18 protein-coding genes are annotated in these 20,177 nt (G+C 71.2%); 7 read left to right on the top strand and 11 right to left on the bottom strand.

Going from position 1 to position 20,177, the window contains the following annotated elements; all coding sequences use genetic code 11:
- Positions 1–45: 45 nt before the first annotated feature.
- Both ABD363_RS20055 and ABD363_RS20050 read left to right on the top strand, forming a co-directional pair.
- Positions 46–1,866: an outer membrane protein assembly factor BamB family protein gene (locus ABD363_RS20055; RefSeq protein ID WP_344605473.1), complete on the top strand. Its 1,821-nt coding sequence runs from the start codon at positions 46–48 to the stop codon at positions 1,864–1,866.
- A 267-nt stretch (positions 1,867–2,133) separates the two neighbouring features.
- Positions 2,134–2,844: a helix-turn-helix transcriptional regulator gene (locus ABD363_RS20050; RefSeq protein WP_344605471.1), complete on the top strand. Its 711-nt coding sequence runs from the start codon at positions 2,134–2,136 to the stop codon at positions 2,842–2,844.
- A gap of 32 nt (positions 2,845–2,876) precedes the next feature.
- Here the strand turns inward: ABD363_RS20050 and ABD363_RS20045 are convergent, their stop codons facing one another.
- Positions 2,877–3,212, bottom strand: a complete 336-nt coding sequence (locus tag ABD363_RS20045; protein WP_344605469.1) for a hypothetical protein — start codon at positions 3,210–3,212, stop codon at positions 2,877–2,879.
- 21 nt (positions 3,213–3,233) lie between these two features.
- Positions 3,234–4,913, bottom strand: coding sequence for a sodium:solute symporter family protein (locus tag ABD363_RS20040; RefSeq protein ID WP_344605467.1), 1,680 nt, complete (start codon positions 4,911–4,913; stop codon positions 3,234–3,236).
- A 177-nt stretch (positions 4,914–5,090) separates the two neighbouring features.
- On the opposite strand from ABD363_RS20040, the gene galT reads away from it, so the two are divergent.
- The 3 genes from galT to galK are packed head-to-tail and all read left to right on the top strand — an operon-like array spanning position 5,091 to position 8,311.
- Entirely contained in the window at positions 5,091–6,152 is a 1,062-nt protein-coding gene (gene galT, locus ABD363_RS20035) for a galactose-1-phosphate uridylyltransferase (RefSeq protein WP_344605465.1), read from the top strand.
- Positions 6,149–7,111 (top strand): UDP-glucose 4-epimerase GalE, encoded by a 963-nt coding sequence (gene galE, locus ABD363_RS20030; RefSeq protein WP_344605463.1) that lies wholly within the window; start codon positions 6,149–6,151, stop codon positions 7,109–7,111. The genes galT and galE overlap by 4 nt, the downstream gene beginning before the upstream one ends.
- Before the next feature lie 27 nt (positions 7,112–7,138).
- Positions 7,139–8,311 (top strand): galactokinase, encoded by a 1,173-nt coding sequence (gene galK, locus ABD363_RS20025; protein WP_344605461.1) that lies wholly within the window; start codon positions 7,139–7,141, stop codon positions 8,309–8,311.
- A 171-nt stretch (positions 8,312–8,482) separates the two neighbouring features.
- On the opposite strand, the gene ABD363_RS20020 is transcribed toward galK, so the two are convergent.
- Entirely contained in the window at positions 8,483–8,938 is a 456-nt protein-coding gene (locus ABD363_RS20020) for a GNAT family N-acetyltransferase (protein WP_344605459.1), read from the bottom strand.
- A gap of 286 nt (positions 8,939–9,224) precedes the next feature.
- On the opposite strand from ABD363_RS20020, the gene ABD363_RS20015 reads away from it, so the two are divergent.
- Positions 9,225–9,998, top strand: coding sequence for a LuxR C-terminal-related transcriptional regulator (locus ABD363_RS20015; RefSeq protein ID WP_344605457.1), 774 nt, complete (start codon positions 9,225–9,227; stop codon positions 9,996–9,998).
- Here the strand turns inward: ABD363_RS20015 and tamR are convergent.
- The 3 genes from tamR to ABD363_RS20000 form a co-directional block, all read right to left on the bottom strand.
- Positions 9,957–10,454: a MarR family transcriptional regulator TamR gene (gene tamR, locus ABD363_RS20010; RefSeq protein ID WP_344605455.1), complete on the bottom strand. Its 498-nt coding sequence runs from the start codon at positions 10,452–10,454 to the stop codon at positions 9,957–9,959. The genes ABD363_RS20015 and tamR overlap by 42 nt on opposite strands.
- A 164-nt stretch (positions 10,455–10,618) precedes the next feature.
- Positions 10,619–11,221 carry a TetR/AcrR family transcriptional regulator gene (locus tag ABD363_RS20005; protein ID WP_344605491.1) on the bottom strand — a complete coding sequence of 201 codons (603 nt, stop codon included), beginning with the start codon at positions 11,219–11,221 and terminating at the stop codon, positions 10,619–10,621.
- Positions 11,222–11,288: 67 nt separating this feature from the next.
- Positions 11,289–12,308, bottom strand: coding sequence for an acyl-CoA desaturase (locus ABD363_RS20000; protein WP_344605453.1), 1,020 nt, complete (start codon positions 12,306–12,308; stop codon positions 11,289–11,291).
- A 292-nt stretch (positions 12,309–12,600) separates the two neighbouring features.
- Here ABD363_RS20000 and ppc point away from each other — a divergent pair, with 292 nt between their 5' ends.
- Positions 12,601–15,333 (top strand): phosphoenolpyruvate carboxylase, encoded by a 2,733-nt coding sequence (gene ppc / locus ABD363_RS19995; RefSeq protein ID WP_344605451.1) that lies wholly within the window; start codon positions 12,601–12,603, stop codon positions 15,331–15,333.
- A 109-nt stretch (positions 15,334–15,442) separates the two neighbouring features.
- On the opposite strand, the gene ABD363_RS19990 is transcribed toward ppc, so the two are convergent.
- The 5 genes from ABD363_RS19990 to glmU form a co-directional block, all read right to left on the bottom strand.
- Positions 15,443–15,946 carry a hypothetical protein gene (locus ABD363_RS19990; RefSeq protein WP_344605489.1) on the bottom strand — a complete coding sequence of 168 codons (504 nt, stop codon included), beginning with the start codon at positions 15,944–15,946 and terminating at the stop codon, positions 15,443–15,445.
- Between the two features lie 106 nt (positions 15,947–16,052).
- Positions 16,053–16,655 (bottom strand): aminoacyl-tRNA hydrolase, encoded by a 603-nt coding sequence (gene pth, locus ABD363_RS19985; RefSeq protein ID WP_344605449.1) that lies wholly within the window; start codon positions 16,653–16,655, stop codon positions 16,053–16,055.
- 77 nt (positions 16,656–16,732) lie between these two features.
- Entirely contained in the window at positions 16,733–17,320 is a 588-nt protein-coding gene (locus ABD363_RS19980; RefSeq protein ID WP_344605447.1) for a 50S ribosomal protein L25/general stress protein Ctc, read from the bottom strand.
- Positions 17,321–17,529: 209 nt separating this feature from the next.
- On the bottom strand, positions 17,530–18,510 hold the full coding sequence (locus ABD363_RS19975; protein ID WP_344605445.1) for a ribose-phosphate diphosphokinase: 981 nt from the start codon (positions 18,508–18,510) through the stop codon (positions 17,530–17,532).
- 133 nt (positions 18,511–18,643) lie between these two features.
- Complete coding sequence (gene glmU, locus ABD363_RS19970; RefSeq protein WP_344605443.1) at positions 18,644–20,092, bottom strand: bifunctional UDP-N-acetylglucosamine diphosphorylase/glucosamine-1-phosphate N-acetyltransferase GlmU; 1,449 nt, start codon at positions 20,090–20,092, stop codon at positions 18,644–18,646.
- Positions 20,093–20,177 lie beyond the last annotated feature (85 nt).

Raw genomic sequence — 20,177 nt, 5'->3', positions numbered from 1 at the left:
CTTCCCCGTCCGTCCCGTCGTCCCCGTCCCCGAGGTACCCACGCCATGACCCAACCGCCGCCGCCGAACCAGCCCCCGCAGCCGGGAGGGTTCGGCCCGCCCCAGGACCGGCCCGGGCAGCCGCAGGGCGGGTTCGGCGCTCCCCGGACGCCGCCGCAGCCCCCGCAGACCCCCCAGCCGGGTTACGGCTACCCGCAGACGCCCCCGCCGCCCGCCCCGCAGCCCCAGCCCGGGTACGGCTACCCGCAGGCCCCCCAGCCGCCGCAGCCCCAGCCCGGGTACGGCTACCCGGGCGGGCCGCCGGGCCCGTACGGCGGGCCGCAGCAGCCGGGGTACGGCGGGCCCGGTCCCGGCTACCCGCAGCCGACCGTGCCGCTGCACCCGCAGCCGGCCGGGACCGGCGGCGGGCGCGGGATCAACGCCCAGGTGGCCATCATCGTCTCGGCCGTCGTGGCGATCGCCCTGATCGTCGGCGGCGGCGTCTGGTACGCCAACTCCTCCGGCGCGGGCGAGGGCAAGGGCGACACGGCGAGCTCCGGCGGCGGCACCGGCGGCACCGGCGGCGGGGACGCCAAGGGCGGCACCTCCTCCGGCAGCCGGGAGAAGGCGCCCGCCGACCCCGGCGCCAAGGTGCTCTTCCAGGTTCCGGCACCGGCCGTGAAGGACGACAACAGCGTCGTCGTCTCCGGCTCGTGGCTCACCGGCAAGGCGTACGTCAAGAGCGGCGTCGCCGAGATCACCGGCTACGACCCCGACAAGGGCGGCGAGCTGTGGACGGTCCCGCTGCCCGGCCCGGTCTGCCAGGCCACCCGGCACGTCACCGAGGACAACAGGACGGCGATCGTCCACCAGCCGGCCATGCCCACCAAGGCGGAGCCCTCGCACGGCTGCACCCAGGTCTCCGCGATCGACCTCGACACGGGCAAGAAGCTGTGGACGAAGACGGTCAAGTCCGGCGACCAGGAGATCAACCTCAACAACGTCACGATCAGCGGGAACACGGTCGCGGTCGGCAGCACCAGCGGCGGCGGCGCCTTCGACATCGGCACCGGTGACGCGCTGTGGAGCCCCAAGCCGGCCGACTCCTGCTACGACGCCGGCTACGGCGGCGGCGAGAAGCTGGTGGCCGTGCGCAAGTGCGGCTCCTACGGGCAGCGCCAGCTGCACATCCAGACCATCGACCCGAAGTCCGGGAAGGTGATCTCGGAGTACCAGATGAGCCAGGGCATCGAGTACGCCGCCGTCGTGTCGACCGACCCGCTGGTGGTGGCCGCCGACGTGAACGACTCCGCGGGCGACGGCAGCGGCATCTCGGACTTCTTCTCCGTCGACAACAGGACCGGCAAGCTGCGCACCCGCATCTCCGCGCCGGGCGACCAGTTCGCGGCCGACTGCGACGGCATCACCAGGATCGAGCAGTGCTCCGGGCTGGTGGTCGGCAACGACCGGCTGTACATCGCGACCGAGGAGCACGACGACGGCGGCGGCGACTACGGCCAGACCAACGAGATCGTCGCCTTCGACCTGAGCACCGGCAGGCAGACCGGCCAGCGCGCCGACGCCGGCGACGGCTACACGATCACTCCGCTGCGCATGGACGGCGGCGACATCATCGCCTACAAGCCCCCGCCCTACGACAAGGGCGGCCAGATCGTGAGCATCGACGGCGGCAGCTTCGAGGAGACCAAGCTGCTGGAGAACCCGGCCGCGGAAGCGGTGCGCGACGTGGAGGCGAGCATGCTCCCCGAGTACGCCGAGATCCTCTACGCGCAGGGCCGCCTGTACATGTCGCAGGTGTACGCCAGCGAGCCGTCCGACGCGGACGAGAAGGAGTACCTGGCGATCGCGTTCGGCACCGGCGGCTGACCGGCTCCGTCGAGGCCCGCGGCCCCGCCCCTGCGCTCGGGGGCGGGGCCGCGCGCGTACCGCCCGTCACCCGCGGGAGCGGGGAACGCCGAAAAGTCCGCCGATCCGGGGCAGTTCTCACCGGTAGGGGAAGCGCGACGTCGAACAAGCGTGTAGCTTCCGGGGGCATGAAGGCGGGGGAGCCGGGAGGGGACTTACGTCCGTGCGGGCCGGCGGGCATCCGGCGGGGCGTTCACGGGGATCCATGGGGGGACTGGGGGGTGTTCGATGGGAGTGCGGCTCATGGTGGTCGACGACCACCGGCTGCTCGCCGAGGCGCTGGCCTCGGCGCTGAAACTGCGCGGGCACCGGGTGCTCGCCGCGACGGCGCCCACCGCGGGCGCGGCGGACCTGGTGATCAGCCGGGCACCGGAGGTGTGCCTGCTGGGGACGGGGACACCGGCCGAGCCGGGCATGTTCGACCCGGTGGTGAGGATCAAGCGGGAGCGTCCGCAGGTGGCGGTGCTGGTCCTGGGGCCGGTGCCGAGCCCGCGCGGCATCGCCGCGGCCTTCGCCGCGGGCGCCTCGGGCTACGTGCGGCACGACGAGCGCATCGAGGGCGTCGAGCGGGCGATCATGAAGGCGCGGGCGGGTGAGGCGGCCGTGGCGCCGCAGCTGTTGCAGGGGGCCTTCGGCGAGCTGCTCAACCCGGCGGCCCAGCCCGACGACGAGGGCCGTCGGCTGCTGCAGCTGCTGACGCCGCGGGAGGTGGAGGTCCTGGTCAGGGTGGCCGACGGGGAGGACACCCGGCTGATCGCGGCCGGCATGGGCATAGCCCCGTCCACGGCCCGCACCCATGTCCAGCGGGTCCTGATGAAGCTGGGCGTGGGCTCCCGCCTGGAGGCCGCGGCGCTGGCCGCGCGGACGGGCCTGCTGGACCGGGCGGGCCCGGTCTCCCGTACGTCCCCGCCGGAGACGGGAACGGGGCCGGAGTCCTAGGGACTCCAGCCCCGTCGCGCGTCGCGGGGACGTCAGGGACGCTCGGCCGGCTTCTCCTGCGGCAGGGCGCCCGGCGGCGGGGGAGCCGCCGGCCGCAGCTTCAGCCAGACCAGGAAGAACAGGCCGAGGGCCAGCATGCCGAGGCCGGTCCACAGGTTGATGTTGACGCCCTCGGCCTTGTCGATGTCGGCGTCGGAGGCGGTGAACCCGGCGATGGTGACGATGACGCCGTAGAGCACGAACAGCCCGCCGATGATGCGCCGGATGTCGAACAACTGTGCGGCCGTGGCGGACTTGGTCTCCAGTTCGGTGACCTCCCGCTGGACGTCCTTCTCGGAGAACCCGGAGTACCCGGAAGATTCAGACATGGTCTCTCCATCCTCCCGCGATCAGAACGAGAACGGGATGTAGCAGGCGGCGGCCAGGACGACCGCGCCCCAGCCCAGCAGGGCCGGCCTGCGGTACCAGGCGTCGTCGCCCGCGGCGGGCGGCTCGGACATGCCGGGGGAGCGGGTGCCGTAGACCAGCCCCTGGAGCTCCTCCACCGGCTTCGGCTTGGTGAACAGCGACACGGCGACCATCACCACCGCGCCGGCGACGAAGCCGGCGATCGCGGAGACGAAGTTGGCGCCCTGGTCGGAGGGGATGTCGATGATGCCCTGCTTGTAGATGACGAAGTAGTTCACCATCGCGGCGGTGGTGCCGGCGAGCAGGCCCCAGAAGCCGGACTTCATCGACGCCCGCTTCCAGAACATGCCGATGATGAAGACCACGAACATCGGCACGTTGAAGAAGGAGAACAGCGTCTGCAGGTAGCTCATGATGTTCGAGAAGGACGACGCCAGGAACGCCGTGCCGATCGACGCGAGCACCCCGATCGCCGTGATGAGCCGCCCGAACCGCACGTAGTAGGTGTCCTCGCGGTGCTTGACCACGTACTTCGCCCAGATGTCGTTGGTGAAGACGGTGTTGAACGACGAGATGTTGGCCGCCATGCCCGCCATGAACGCGGCCAGCAGGCCGGTCACCGCGATGCCGAGCACGCCGTTGGGCAGCAGCTGCTCCATCAGGTACGGGATGGCGTCGTTGTACTGCAGGTCCGAGCCGGCGGTGCCGATCTTCGGCACGAGCACGGCGGCGACCAGGCCCGGGATCATCACCAGGAAGACGATGAAGATCTTCGGGAACGCGGCGATCAGCGGCGTGCGCTGGGCCGCCGAGAGGTTCTTCGCCGACAGGGCGCGCTGCACCTCGGCGAAGTTGGTGGTCCAGTAGCCGAAGGACAGCACGAACCCGAGGCCGAGCACGATGGTCAGCCAGTTGGCGCCCAGCGGGTTGTCGCTGCCGATGCCGGTGCCGCCCCAGGAGGTCATGAAGTCGGCGCCGCGCGAGCGGGTCAGGGAGTCGGACAGGCCGTCCCAGCCGCCGACGCTCCTCAGGCCGAGCACCGTGATCGGGATCAGCGCGGCGAGGATCACGAAGAACTGCAGGACCTCGTTGTAGATCGCGGACGACAGGCCGCCGAGGGTGATGTAGGCGAGGACGAAGAAGCCCGCGACCACGATCGCCACCCACTCCGGCCAGCCGAGCAGCGCCTCGACGACGATCGCGAGGGCGTAGAGGTTGACTCCGGCGATCAGGATGGCGGCGAAGGCGAACAGGATCGAGCTCAGCAGGTGCGCCGCCTTGTCGAAGCGCAGCAGCAGGAACTCGGGGACCGAGCGGACCTTGGAGCCGTAGTAGAACGGCATCATCACCAGGCCGAGGAAGACCATGGCCGGAATGGCCCCGATCCAGTACCAATGGGTGGTGTAGACGCCGTACTGCGCGCTGTTGGCGGCCATGCCCAGGATCTCGGTCGCGCCCAGGTTGGCGGCGATGAACGCGAGGCCGGTGACCCAGGCCGGCAGGGACCGCCCGGAGAGGAAGAAGTCGAGGCTGGTCTTGACCGAGCGGCGGGCCGCGAAGCCGATGCCCAGGACGACGACGAAGTAGATCCCGAGGATCGTGTAGTCGAGCCAGTTGGTCGGTAGCCGTAGCTCGGCTGCCAGGTATGTGGGGGTATCCATGAGAACTCGCTTCGTTGCGCGAACTGATCCAGTGCGGAACCTACGCCTCTGTGTTCAGTAGTTGAACACTTCTGGTGGTGTTCTTTGTTTGATTGTGATGATCAGCTCTCTGGTGAGTTGTGATGTGTTATGTTTGATTGTGTTGAGTGATAGGTGCGGGCGTAGAGGAGTCCGGTAGTGAAGAAGACCTCGACGCGGCTCGCCGACGGCCGTGAGCTGATCTACTACGACCTGCGCGACGACACCGCGCGCGACGCGGTCGACCGCCGCCCGCTGGAGCGCACGGCCACCACCTCCGAGATCCGCCGCGACGTGCTGCTCGGCGACTCGGTCGCGATCGCCTCGCACCGCCAGGGCCGCACCTACCACCCGCCGGCCGACCAGTGCCCCCTGTGTCCCTCGCGGGGCGACCGGCTGAGCGAGATCCCGGACTCGGCGTACGACGTCGTGGTCTTCGAGAACCGCTTCCCCTCCCTGGCCGGCGACTCCGGCCGGTGCGAGGTCGTCTGCTTCACCTCTGACCACGACGCCTCCTTCGCCGACCTGAGCGAGGAGCAGGCGCGGCTGGTCCTGGACGCCTGGACCGACCGGACGTCGGAGCTGTCGCATCTGCCCTCCGTTGAACAGGTGTTCTGTTTCGAGAACCGCGGCCGTGAGATAGGCGTGACGCTGGGACACCCGCACGGGCAGATCTACGCCTACCCCTTCACCACCCCTCGCACCGCACTGATGCTCCGTTCACTCGCGGTCCACAAGGAGGCGACGGGCGGCGAGAACCTCTTCGACGCCGTCCTGGAGCGGGAACTGGCCGACGAGCGGATCGTCCTGGAGGGTGAACACTGGGTGGCCTTCGTGCCGTACGCGGCGCACTGGCCCTACGAGGTCCACCTGTACCCCCGGCGCCGCGTCCCCGACCTGCTCGCGCTCGACGAGGCGGCCCGCGCGGAGTTCCCCGGGCTCTATCTGGAACTGTTGAGGCGCTTCGACCGGATCTTCGGCGAAGGCGAGCCGCCGACGCCGTACATCGCGGCCTGGCACCAGGCGCCGTTCGGCGCGCTGGAGGAGTTCGACGGCGTGGTCCGCGAGGACTTCGCCCTCCACCTCGAGCTTTTCACCATCCGCCGTACTTCCGGCAAGCTGAAGTTCCTCGCGGGTTCCGAGTCCGGCATGAACGTGTTCATCAACGACGTGCCGCCGGAGCGCGCGGCCGAGCGACTGCGAGAGGTAGCGAGTTCATGAGCGGGAAGTACCTGGTGACGGGCGGAGCGGGGTACGTCGGCAGCGTGGTCGCCCAGCACCTGCTGGAGGCGGGGCACGAGGTCACGGTCCTCGACAACCTCTCCACGGGCTTCCGTGAGGGCGTGCCGGCGGGCGCCGCCTTCGTGGAGGGCGACATCAGGGACGCCGCCAAATGGCTGGACTCCTCCTACGACGCCGTCCTGCACTTCGCCGCCTTCTCCCAGGTCGGCGAGTCGGTCGTCCGGCCCGAGAAGTACTGGGACAACAACGTCGGCGGCACCATGGCCCTGCTGGACGCCATGCGCCGGGCCGGCGTCCGCAAGCTCGTCTTCTCCTCGACGGCGGCCACCTACGGCGAACCGGACCAGGTCCCGATCGTCGAGACCGCCCCGACGAAGCCGACCAACCCCTACGGCGCCTCCAAGCTCGCGGTCGACCACATGATCAGCGGCGAGGCGGCGGCCCACGGCCTCGGCGCGGTCTCGCTGCGCTACTTCAACGTCGCGGGCGCCTACGGCGCGTACGGCGAGCGCCACGACCCCGAGTCCCACCTGATCCCGCTGGTGCTCCAGGTAGCCCAGGGCCGGCGCGAGGCGATCTCCGTCTTCGGCGACGACTACCCGACGCCGGACGGCACCTGCGTCCGCGACTACATCCACGTGGCGGACCTGGCCGAGGCCCACCTGCTGGCGCTGGACGCCGCCGCGCCGGGCGAGCACCTGATCTGCAACCTGGGCAACGGCAGCGGCTTCTCGGTCCGCGAGGTCATCGAGACGGTCCGGCAGGTCACCGGCCACCCGATCCCCGAGGTGGTGGCACCGCGCCGGGGCGGCGACCCCGCGGTCCTGGTGGCGTCCGCCGCCACCGCCCGCGAACGGCTCGGCTGGAACCCGACCCGCGCGGACCTCGCGGGAATCGTCGCGGACGCGTGGGAGTTCGCGCAGCGGCGCGGCAACTAGAACGTACGGAAAGGTCAGGGTCAGGGCATGAGCGAGTCCAGCGAGGCCGTCGCGAGGGCTGTCGCCGAACGGTTCGAGGAACTGTACGGGGCCGCGCCGCACGGCGTGTGGGCGGCACCGGGCCGGGTCAACCTCATCGGCGAGCACACGGACTACAACGACGGCTTCGTCATGCCGTTCGCGCTCCCGCACACCGCGGTGGCGGCGGTGGCACGGCGCGAGGACGGCGTCCTGCGCCTGCACTCGGCGGACATGGAGGACGGCGTGGCCGAATTCCGCCTGGACGACCTCGCCCCCGAGTCGGACCGGAACTGGACGGCGTACCCGGCGGGCGTGGTCTGGGCCCTGCGCGAGGCCGGCCACCCGGTGACCGGCGCGGACCTCCACCTGGCCTCGACGGTCCCGGCGGGCGCGGGCCTGTCGTCCTCGGCGGCGCTGGAGGTCGTCGTGGCGCTCGCGCTCAACGACCTGTACGAGCTCGGCCTGAAGGGCTGGCAGCTGGCCCGCCTGTGCCAGCGCGCCGAGAACGTCTACGTCGGCGCCCCCGTCGGCATCATGGACCAGACGGCGTCGGCCTGCTGCGAGACCGGCCACGCCCTGTTCCTGGACACCCGCGACCTGTCCCAGAAGCAGATCCCCTTCGACCTCGCCGCCGAGGGCATGCGCCTGCTGGTGGTCGACACCCGCGTCAAGCACTCCCACAGCGAGGGCGAGTACGGCAAGCGCCGCGCGGGCTGCGAGAAGGGCGCGGCCCTGCTGGGCGTCGACGCGCTCCGGGACGTGCCCTACGACGGACTGGACGCGGCGCTGGAACGCCTGGGCGACGAGGAGGAGGTGCGCCGCCTGGTCCGCCACGTCGTCACGGAGGACCAGCGGGTGGAGCGCGTCGTCTCCCTCCTGGAGTCCGGCGACACCAGGGCCATCGGCCCGGTCCTGGTGGAGGGCCACGCCTCCCTCCGGGACGACTTCCGCATCTCCTGCCCGGAGCTGGACCTGGTCGTGGACACGGCCCTGGCGACGGGCGCCCTGGGCGCCCGCATGACGGGCGGCGGGTTCGGCGGCTCGGCGATCGTCCTCGCCGAGGAGTCCGACGTGGCCGCGATCGCCAAGGCGGTGGAGGAGGCCTTCGCCGCGGCCGGCTTCACGGCCCCGCGGGTGTTCGAGGCGGTGCCCTCGGCGGGGGCCCGGCGGGTGCTCTGAGACGGCACGGCACCGCGGCGGCGCCGGGACCCGGAACCCGGCGCCGCCCCCGGGGCGGCCCCGAGGGGGCGCGGGGCGGCGGGAGCACCGCCACCGCCGCCCCGTGCCGTCGCGAGCGGCGCGGGCCCGGCACGCCGGGCGCCGGCGGCGTTCCCCGCCGGCGCCGGCCGCTCAGCCCAGCCGCTTCGTCAGCGTGTACTCCGTGATCCCCGGCGGGTAGTCCTCGATCACGCAGACCACTTCGTACCCCTGCTTCCGGTAGAAGTCCGGCGCCTGGAAGTCCCAGGTCTCCAGGCGGGCCGCGCGGCAGCCGCGGTCGGTGCGGGCGATGCGTTCCGCCTCCGACAGGAGCCGGGAGCCGAGGCCCGCGCCGCGGTGGGGCTCGTCCACCCACAGGTAGGTCACGTGCAGCCAGGTCGCCCAGGTGTGGCCGACCAGGCCGCCGGCGAGGCGGCCGGAGTCGTCCGACGCCCAGACGTGGAGGGGGACGTCCCGCTCGCCGGGGGTGCCGCGCAGGGCGCGCAGGACCGGGGAGGCCGCCGTGTTCGTGTCCCGCAGGCGGGTTCGGAGAAGATCGCGCCGGGCCTTGTCGACTTCTGCCTCAAGACGAAACATGCGGCACACCATAAACGCGTTGGACTGCCAGTTCTGCAAATAACCTTCCGCTCCCGCCCCCCGGCCGTACCCTGATGAACAGCACCGGTGGGGGCCGGTGCCGTTCAGGGGGGCGAGACAGCCGGGTACGGTGCCCGCGGGGGTGGCGGTTTCCGCACGGCGGCGGCCGTGCGGCTGCGGCGACCCGTCCCGGTGCCGGCAGGCCGGACACGAGGGCCACGGGCGTCGTATCCGTGCGGTGTCGTCTTCCGACGATGGGGTATCCCCTGCTCTTCGAGAGCGCGGGGAAGGGGGTTACGTGGTGCGCATCCGAGTCCTGGTCGTCGACGACCACCGCATCTTCGCCGAATCGCTCGCCGCCGCCCTGGCCGCCGAGCCCGACGTCGAGGTCTCGGCCGCCGGCAGCGGCCCGGCCGCGATGCGCTGCCTGGAGCGCGCGGCCGCCGAGGGGCGCCGGTTCGACGTGCTGCTCGTCGACGCCGACCTGGGGGACCGGGCGCCCGGGGTGCGGCCCGCCGCGCCCTCACCCGTCCAGGAGGCCGGCGAGGACGGGACCGTCGACGGGATCTCCCTGGTCGGCGGCGTGCGGTCCGCGCAGCCGAACGTACGGGTCGTCGTCCTCGCCGAGAAGGACGACCCCCGGCGCGCGGCGCTCGCCCTGCAGGCCGGGGCCTGCGGCTGGGTGGCCAAGGACTGCTCGCTGTCCCGGCTGCTCACCGTGATCCGGGGCGTGCTGCGCGACGAGACGCATCTGCCGCCCGCCCTGCTCACCGGCGTGCTGAAGGAACTCACCGCCGCCCGCAGGCACCGCACCGAGAGCGAGCGGCTCGTGGAGGCGCTGACGCCGAGGGAGCGGGAGGTGCTGCGCTGCATGGTCGCCGGGCTCGGGCGCAAGGCGGTCGCCGAGCGGCTGTTCCTCTCCCCGCACACCGTGCGCACGCACATGCAGAACGTGCTGGGCAAACTGGGGGTGCACTCCACCCTCGCCGCCGTCGCCCTCGCGCGCCGCGCCGGCGTCGGACCCGTGGACCTAGCCGGGGACGTTGTCGAACGGGGCGGTCAGCTGGCGTAGCAGCGCCGCCAGCTCGCTGCGCTGGGCGTGGGAGAGCTCCGCGAGGATCGCGCGCTCCTGCTCCAGCAGGCCGGCGAGCGCCTGGTCGGCGCGGTCCCGGCCCTCGTCGGTGAGGCGGACCAGCACGCCCCGCCGGTCGCTGGGGTCGGGCAGGCGCTCCACCAGGCCCTTCTTGGCCAGGCGGTCGATGCGGTTCGTCATCGTGCCCGAGGTGACCAGGGTCTGCGTCAGCAACTGGCCGGGGGAGAGCTGGTACGGCGTGCCCGCGCGCCTGAGCGCCGTCAGGACGTCGAACTCCCAGGGTTCCAGGCCGTGCTCGGAGAAGGCCAGCCGGCGCGCCCGGTCCAGGTGCCGGGCCAGCCTGCTCACCCGGCTGAGCACCTCCAGCGGTTCCACGTCGAGGTCCGGGCGCTCCCGGCGCCACGCCGCGACCAGCCGATCGACCTCGTCCTCCATGACGATCAGTGTAGTGGTTGTGTCGACGTGAAGTCTCTTGTCGTCAAGTATCTTGATATCGAGTTATCGGATGTGGCTCCGAGCGCCCCCACGGCACCGTCCCGCCCTTCCGCCGGCTGCGCGGCGTCGCCCGCGCGGCGGCGGCGCGGCCCCGGCCCGCCGGGCTAGGACTTGCGGTGCCCGATCAGCCGCGGCTTCGGCTCCAGCCCGTCCAGTCCGTGCCAGGCCAGGTTCACCAGGTGCGCGGCCACCTCCGCCTTCTTCGGCCGGCGCACGTCCAGCCACCACTGGCCGGTCAGCGCCACCATGCCGACCAGGGCCTGCGCGTACAGCGGGGCCAGCTTCGGGTCGAAGCCGCGGCTCTTGAACTCCTTGCCGAGGATGTCCTCCACCTGGGTGGCGATGTCCGAGATGAGCGAGGCGAAGGAGCCCGTCGACTGGGGGATGGGGGAGTCGCGGACCAGGATGCGGAAGCCGTCCGTGTACTCCTCGATGTAGTCGAGCAGCGCGAACGCGGCCTGCTCCAGCAGCTCGCGGGGGTGGCCCGCGGTGAGCGAGCCGGTCACCATGTCCAGCAGGCGCCGCATCTCGCGGTCCACCACCACCGCGTACAGCCCCTCCTTGCCGCCGAAGTGCTCGTACACCACCGGTTTGGACACCCCGGCCTTCGCCGCGATCTCCTCCACCGAGGTGCCCTCGAACCCCTTCGCCGCGAAGAGGGTGCGACCGATCTCCAGCAGCTGCTGGCGGCGCTCGGCACCGGTCATCCGGGTGCGACGCGCTCGCCGCGGCTTGTCGTTGCTGGGGGTGCTGGAGTCGGTCGCCACGCGACCATCATGCAGCCTCGGCGGCCGCCTTCCGACGCCGGGAGCCGCCTTCCCCGGTGCTGCGGCGCGAATCGATACGCGAGCGTGACGGCCAGCGCACGTCGTACGCCCAGCCGAGCTGCTCGAACCAGCGGATCAGCCGGGCCGAGGAGTCCAGCTGGCCGCGCTCCACCCCGTGCCGCGCGGAGGTGGGGTCGGCGTGGTGCAGGTTGTGCCAGGACTCGCCGCAGGACAGGATCGCCAGCCACCACACGTTGCCCGACCGGTCACGCGACTTGAACGGGCGCTTGCCGACCGCGTGGCAGATCGAGTTGATCGACCACGTCACGTGGTGCAGCAGCGCCACCCGGACGAGCGACCCCCAGAAGAACGCGGTGAACGCGCCCCACCACGACATGGTGACCAGCCCGCCGATCAGCGCCGGCAGCGCCAGCGACACGACCGTCCACAGGACGAACTGGCGGGAGATGGCGCGCAGCGTCCGGTCCTTGATCAGGTCCGGGGCGTACTTGTCCTGCGGGGTCTGCTCCTCGTCGAACATCCAGCCGATGTGTGCCCACCACAGGCCCTTGATCAGGGCCGGGATCGTCTCGCCGTACCGCCACGGGGAGTGCGGGTCGCCCTCGGCGTCGGAGAACTTGTGGTGCTTGCGGTGATCGGCGACCCAGCGGACCAGGGGCCCCTCGACCGCCATCGATCCCATGATCGCCAGCGCGATCCGCAGCGGCCGCTTCGCCTTGAACGAACCGTGGGTGAAATGCCGGTGAAAACCGATCGTGATGCCGTGGCAGCCCAGGAAGTAGAAGAAGACCAGCAGACCGAGGTCCAGCCAGCTCACCCCCCAGCCCCACGCCAGCGGCACGGCCGCGACCAGCGCGACGAACGGGACGGTGATGAAGAGGAGAAGCGTGATCTGTTCGACCGAACGCTTCCGCTCGCCGCCCAAGGTGGCGGAGGGCAGCGCGTCGGAACCGGGCTGGCCTGGCGCTTTGGAGGGGTGTTCGATCACATCGGAACTCGTGGTCATGCATGTCCCCTGGGGGGTGTGTGGATGTGAGGCGGTGCCGGGTCGCGGGAACCGTGCGGCACTTCCTACGGTTCCGTAACCTACGGCTTCGTAAGTATGGCAGTGCGTCGTCCCGCGGCAAGAGCCCGCGAGCCTGCGCGCCCCGTCCGACACCTATCCTTGGAGTCGGTCGGACAGCGCGGTCCGTTCTGAGTTCTTCCCGGATGTCCGGCCCGTATGCGGCACCCGCCGCGCGAGACGCCGTCCGGGTTCCCCTCCCAGACGAGCTTCAACACTGCAAGGAGCCGCACCTGTGAGCAGTGCCGACGACCAGAACACGACGACCAGCAGTGAACTGCGCGCCGACATCCGCCGACTGGGCGATCTCCTCGGGGAGACCCTCGTCCGGCAGGAGGGCCCCGAGCTGCTGGAGCTCGTCGAGAAGGTACGCCGCCTCACCCGCGAGGACGGCGAGGCCGCCGCAGAGCTGCTGCGCGGCATCGAACTGGAGACCGCGGCCAAGCTGGTCCGCGCCTTCTCCACCTACTTCCACCTGGCCAACGTCACCGAGCAGGTCCACCGGGGCCGCGAACTGCGCGCCCGCCGCGCCGCCGAGGGCGGCCTGCTCGCCCGCACGGCCGACCGGCTCAAGGACGCCGACCCCGAGCACCTGCGCGCGACCGTCCAGAACCTCAACGTCCGCCCCGTGTTCACCGCCCACCCCACCGAGGCCGCGCGCCGGTCGGTACTGAACAAGCTCCGGCGCATCGCCGCGCTCCTGGAGACTCCCGTCATCGAGTCCGACCGCCGGCGCCTGGACACCCGGCTGGCCGAGAACATCGACCTCGTGTGGCAGACCGACGAACTGCGCGTGGTCCGCCCCGAGCCCGCCGACGAGGCCCGCAACGCCATCTACTACCTCGACGAACTCCACGCCGGCGCCGTCGGCGACGTCCTGGAGGACCTCACCGCCGAACTGGAGCGCGTCGGCGTCAAGCTGCCCGACGACACCCGCCCCCTCACCTTCGGCACCTGGATCGGCGGCGACCGCGACGGCAACCCCAACGTCACCCCCCAGGTCACCTGGGACGTCCTCATCCTCCAGCACGAGCACGGCATCAACGACGCGCTGGAGACGATCGACGAGCTGCGCGGCTTCCTGTCCAACTCCATCCGCTACACCGGCGCGACGGAGGAACTGCTGACCTCCCTCCAGGCCGACCTGGAGAACCTGCCCGAGATCAGCCCCCGCTACAAGCGGCTCAACGCCGAGGAGCCCTACCGGCTCAAGGCCACCTGCGTCCGGCAGAAGCTGGAGAACACCAAGCAGCGCCTCGCCAAGGGCACCCCGCACGAGCCCGGCCGCGACTACCTCGGCACCGGCGAACTCCTCGCCGACCTGCGCATCATCCAGACCTCGCTGCGCGAGCACCGCGGCGGCCTGTTCGCCGACGGCCGCCTCGCCCGCACCATCCGCACGCTCGCCGCCTTCGGCCTCCAGCTGGCCACCATGGACGTCCGCGAACACGCCGACGCCCACCACCACGCCCTCGGCCAGCTGTTCGACCGGCTCGGCGAGGAGTCCTGGCGCTACGCCGACATGCCCCGCGAGTACCGCGCCAAGCTGCTCGCGAAGGAACTGCGCTCCCGCCGCCCGCTCGCGCCCACCCCGGCGCCCGTGGACGCGGCCGGCCAGAAGACCCTCGGCGTCTTCCAGACCGTCAAGCGGGCCCTGGAGGTCTTCGGGCCCGAGGTCATCGAGTCCTACATCATCTCCATGTGCCAGGGCGCCGACGACGTCTTCGCCGCCGCCGTCCTCGCCCGCGAGGCCGGACTGATCGACCTGCACGCCGGCTGGGCGAAGATCGGCATCGTGCCGCTGCTGGAGACCACCGACGAACTCAAGGCCGCCGACACCATCCTGGAGGACATGCTCTCCGACCCGTCCTACCGGCGCCTGGTCGCGCTCCGGGGCGACGTGCAGGAGGTCATGCTCGGCTACTCCGACTCCTCCAAGTTCGGCGGCATCACCACCAGCCAGTGGGAGATCCACCGCGCCCAGCGCCGCCTGCGCGACGTCGCCCACCGCTACGGCGTCCGCCTGCGCCTCTTCCACGGCCGCGGCGGCACCGTCGGCCGCGGCGGCGGCCCCACCCACGACGCGATCCTCGCCCAGCCCTGGGGCACCCTGGAGGGCGAGATCAAGGTCACCGAGCAGGGCGAGGTCATCTCCGACAAGTACCTCATCCCCTCCCTCGCCCGGGAGAACCTGGAACTCACCGTCGCCGCCACCCTCCAGGCCTCCGCCCTGCACACCGCACCCCGCCAGTCCACCGAGGCCCTCGCCCGCTGGGACGCCGCCATGGACGTCGTCTCCGACGCCGCCCACGCCGCCTACCGCCGCCTGGTCGAGGACCCCGACCTGCCCGCGTACTTCTTCGCCTCCACCCCCGTCGACCAGCTCGCCGACCTCCACCTCGGCTCCCGGCCCTCCCGCCGGCCCGACTCCGGCGCCGGCCTGGACGGCCTGCGCGCCATCCCGTGGGTGTTCGGCTGGACCCAGTCCCGGCAGATCGTGCCCGGCTGGTTCGGCGTCGGCTCCGGACTGAAGGCCCTGCGCGAGGCCGGCCTGGACACCGTGCTGGAAGAGATGCACCAGCAGTGGCACTTCTTCCGCAACTTCATCTCCAACGTGGAGATGACCCTGGCCAAGACCGACCTGCGGATCGCCCGGCACTACGTCGACACCCTCGTCCCCGACGAACTCAAGCACGTCTTCGACACCATCGAGGCCGAGCACGAACTCACCGTGGCCGAGGTGCTGCGGGTGACCGGCGAGAAGGAACTGCTGGACGCCCAGCCCGTGCTGAAGCAGACCTTCGCCATCCGCGACGCCTACCTCGACCCCATCTCCTACCTCCAGGTCACCCTCCTCAAGCGCCAGCGCGACGCCGTCGCCGCGGGCGAGCAGCCCGACCCGCTGCTCTCCCGCGCCCTGCTGCTGACCGTCAACGGCGTGGCCGCCGGCCTGCGCAACACCGGCTGACCCCGGCCACCGGACACCACGAGGGTGCCCCCGGGCCCGCGACCGCGGGCCCGGGGGCACCCTCGTGCCGTTGCGGCCACGGGCACGGGACCGGGGCACGGAACGCGGGTCACACCGCCACGAACGCCGCCGTCAGCAGCGCCAGCCCCGCCCCCGCCAGCACCCACGCGGCCCGCGTCAGCCGCAGCCCCCCGGCCACCAGCACCGACGCCAGCAGCAGCGCCCCGCCCAGCGGAACCCACGCGTACAGCACCCCGGCGGTGCCCGAGCGCACCACGTCGTCGCTGCCCGGCTTCACCACCACCGGGTACGTCCGCCCCTCGGCCACCGCGACCGTGTCCTCGACGACGACCCGCCCGCGCGGCCGCGACCCCGCCGAGACGGGCGTGTACGGACCCGTGCAGGAGCCCGCGCCGCACCGCGTCACCTCGACCGTGCCGCGCTCCCGGCCCTTGGGCAGCATCACGTGCTGCGCCGCGCCCCACGACGCCCACACCCCCGCGACCAGGACCAGCACCGCGACCGTGCCCGTCACCGCCCGCCGCCCGAACCGCAGCACGGCGGACGAGACCCGGCGGGAAGCGGAAGCAGAGACAGGCATGGCCGGGATCATTGGCCATGCCTGCACGGCCGGTCAACTCCGTGGGCGGGCGGATCCGGAGCCGCCCGCCCACGGAGTTGACCGGCCGTGCAGCCGCCCGGACCGGAAGCCGCGCCGCTCAGGAGTTGTACGTCCCCTGCGCCCGCTCCAGCCCGTCGATCACCAGGCACTCCACCGCGTCCGCCGCCCGGTCCACGAAGTAGTCCAGCTCCTTGCGCTCCGCCGACGAGAAGTCCTTCAGCACGAAATCCGCCACCGGCATCCGCCCCGGCGGCCGCCCGATCCCGAACCGCACCCGGTGGTACTCCGGCCCCAGCGCCTTCGTGATCGACTTCAGCCCGTTGTGCCCGTTGTCCCCGCCGCCGATCTTCAGCCGCAGCGTGCCGTAGTCGATATCCAACTCGTCGTGCACCGCGACCACATGCGCCGTCGGCACCTTGTAGAAGTCCCGCAGCGCGGTCACCGGACCACCCGACAGGTTCATGTACGACATCGGCTTCGCCAGGATCACCCGCCGGTTCGCCGGCCCCGGCGGCCCGATCCGGCCCTCGACCACCTGCGCCTGCGCCTTCCCGTGCCGCTTGAACCTCCCCCCGATCCGCTCCGCCAGCAGATCGACCACCATGAACCCGACGTTGTGCCGGTGGCCGGCGTACTCGGGGCCGGGATTGCCCAGCCCGGCGATCAGCCAGGGAGCGCCCGCGTCGGTCGTCACGTCCATGTCTCCTTCATACGCGTCGGCCGCTGCCCCGCACGGGAACAGCGGCCGACGAAAGCCTCCGACAGCGCCGACGAGGATCAGGCCTCGGCGGCCTCTTCGCCCTCGCCCTCAGCGGGCGCCTCGACCTGGCCGGTCACGACCTGCAGCACGGCGGTCTCGCCGTCCGTGGCCAGCTTCACGCCGTTCGGCAGCTCGATGTCCTTGGCGTGGACCGTGTCACCCGCGGTCAGACCCTCGATCGACACCGTCAGCGCCTCGGGGATGTGCGTGGCCTCGGCCTCCACCGACACCGTGTCCAGCAGGTGCTCCAGCAGGTTGCCGCCCGGCGCCAGCTCGCCCTCGGTCTGCACCGGGATCTCGACCGTGACCGTCTCGCCGCGCTGGACCAGCTGCAGGTCCACGTGCTCCAGGAAGCCCTTCAGCGGGTCGCGCTGCACCGCCTTCGGGATCGCCAGCTCGGTCGACTTGCCGTCGATGTCCAGCGAGATCAGCACGTTCGGCGTACGCAGCGCCAGCAGCAGGTCGTGACCCGGGAACGTCAGGTGCAGCGGCTGGGAACCGTGCCCGTACAGCACGCCCGGGACCTTGTTGTCCCGACGGATACGACGCGCGGCACCCTTGCCGAACTCGGTGCGCGTCTCGGCGGCGATCTTCACCTCGGACATGATCACTCCTCGTAGGAAGTCAGAAAACGGACGTGGTCACCCGGCCACGAACGGCCTGCTACGAAGAGCGCGTCGATTACGGACCGCCGTACGAGCCTCTTCCGAAGCGGTACGGCCTCCCTCGCCGAGCAACTGCAGCAGTTTACCCGGGCCGGGAGGCCGCACCCAAAACGATCTTCAAAACCCGCCCGAACCGGACGGAAGAACCCTTACTGCTCGTCGAACAGGCTCGTCACCGAACCGTCCTCGAACACCTCACGCACCGCCCGCGCGATCGTCGGCGCGATCGACAGCACCTTGATCTTGTCCAGATCCGCGCTCAGCTCACCCGGCGTCGGCAGCGTGTTCGTGAACACGAACTCGCTCACCCGCGAGTTCTTCAGCCGGTCCGCCGCAGGACCCGACAGCACACCGTGCGTCGCCGTCACGATCACGTCCTCCGCGCCGTGCGCGAACAACGCGTCCGCCGCCGCGCAGATCGTGCCACCGGTGTCGATCATGTCGTCGACCAGCACACAGATCCGGCCCCGCACATCACCGACGACCTCGTGCACCGTCACCTGGTTCGCGACGTCCTTGTCCCGCCGCTTGTGCACGATCGCCAGCGGCGCGCCCAGCCGGTCGCACCACCGGTCCGCCACCCGCACCCGGCCCGCGTCCGGCGAGACCACGGTCAGCTTCTCCCGGTCCACCTTCGCGCCCACGTAGTCCGCCAGCAGCGGCAGCGCGAACAGATGGTCCACCGGACCGTCGAAGAAGCCCTGGATCTGGTCCGTGTGCAGATCCACGGCGAGAATCCGGTCGGCGCCGGCCGTCTTCATCAGATCCGCGATCAGACGCGCCGAGATCGGTTCACGCCCGCGGTGCTTCTTGTCCTGCCGCGCGTAACCGTAGAACGGCACGATGACGGTGATGGAGCGGGCCGACGCGCGCTTCAGCGCGTCGATCATGATCAGCTGCTCCATGATCCACTTGTTGATCGGAGCCGTGTGGCTCTGGATCAGGAAGCAGTCCGCACCACGCGCCGACTCCTGATACCGCACATAGATCTCACCGTTGGCGAAGTCGAAGGCCTTCGTCGGGACGACCCCGACACCCAGCTGCTGGGCGACCTCCTCGGCAAGCTCGGGGTGGGCGCGGCCGGAGAAGAACATCATCTTCTTCTCGCCGGTCGTCTTGATCCCGGTCACAGCACTGTCTCCTCAGAGGTGTCGCAGCTGGGTCACGCACAACCTCACCGCTGGGTGCGGGAGGCCGTCTCAGCTGGTGGGGTGCGGATGTGCACTTATCACGGTACGCCGACTTCGGCGCACCGGTTTCCGGTCAGCCTTCGCCACCGGCCTCCCGGGAAGCCGCCTCGGCCGCCTTCGCCGCCGCGCTCCCCGGACGCTTACGAGCCACCCAACCCTCGATATTCCGCTGCTGACCACGGGCCACGGCCAGCGAACCGGGCGGCACGTCCTTGGTGATCACCGAGCCGGCAGCGGTGTACGCCCCGTCCCCGACCGTGACAGGAGCCACAAACATGTTGTCCGAACCGGTACGGCAGTGCGAACCGACCGTCGTGTGATGCTTCTCCTGCCCGTCGTAGTTCACGAAGACGCTCGCCGCACCGATGTTGGTGTACTCACCGATCGTCGCGTCACCGACGTAGGACAGGTGCGGCACCTTCGTCCCCTCGCCGATCGTGGCGTTCTTCGTCTCCACGTACGTACCGATCTTGCCCTTGAGCCCCAGCCGCGTACCCGGACGGAGATAGGCGTACGGCCCCACGGTCGCCTCCGCCCCGATCTCCGCCCCCAGGGACACCGTGTTGTCCACCCGCGCCCCCGCACCCACACGGGTGTCCGTGAGCCGCGAATGGGGACCGACCTCACAGCCCTCGGCCAGATGCGTCGCCCCGAGCAGCTGCGTACCCGGGTGAACCGTCACGTCCCGCTCGAACGTCACCGTGACGTCCACCCACGTCGTCGCCGGATCGACGACCGTCACACCGGACAGCATCGCCCGCGTCAGCAACCGGTCGTTGAGGATCCGCCGCGCCTGCGCCAACTGCACCCGGTTGTTGATACCGGCGATCTCCCGATGGTCGCCGGCCACCGACGCGCCCACGCGATGCCCGGCCTCCCGCAGGATCCCGAGCACGTCCGTCAGGTACTCCTCGCCCTGACTGTTGTCCGTGCGCACCTTCTTCAACGCGTCCGCCAGCAACTGCCCGTCGAACGCGAACACCCCCGAGTTGATCTCCCGGATCGCCCGCTGCGCCTCGGAGGCGTCCTTGTGCTCCACGATCGCGGTGACCGCACCCGTCGCCCCGTCGCGCACGATACGGCCGTAACCGGTCGCGTCCGGCACCTCGGCCGTCAGCACGGTGACGGCGTTGCCGTCGGCGGCGTGGGTCTCGGCGAGGGCCCGCAGCGTCTCACCGGTCAGCAACGGCGTGTCACCGCAGACGACGACCACCGTGCCGTCCACGGAACCGCCCAGCTCCTCCAGCGCCATCCGCACGGCGTGCCCGGTGCCGAGCTGTCGCTCCTGGACCGCGGTGCGCACGTCCGGGGCGACCTCGGCGAGGTGCGCGGTGACCTTCTCGCGGGCGTGGCCGACCACGACGACCAGGTTCTCGGGCCGCAGCTCACCGGCGGCGGCGAGGACGTGGCCCACGAGGCTGCGGCCGCAGATCTCGTGCAGGACCTTGGGTGTGGCCGACTTCATACGGGTGCCCTCACCCGCTGCGAGAACGACGACGGCTGCCGGGCGAATGGCGCTCACGGGATGCCCTTCGGCTGTGGATGGGGAGGGGGTGGACATCCGCAGGATACCGGGGGGTTTCTGGGGGAACATGGGAGCGGGCCCT

Origin of the sequence: Streptomyces glaucus (genome assembly GCF_039533365.1) — a bacterium.
GTDB lineage: Bacteria > Actinomycetota > Actinomycetes > Streptomycetales > Streptomycetaceae > Streptomyces > Streptomyces glaucus.
The sequence above is the reverse complement of the archived record's forward strand: the minus strand, read 5'-3'. Positions and strand labels throughout refer to the sequence as shown.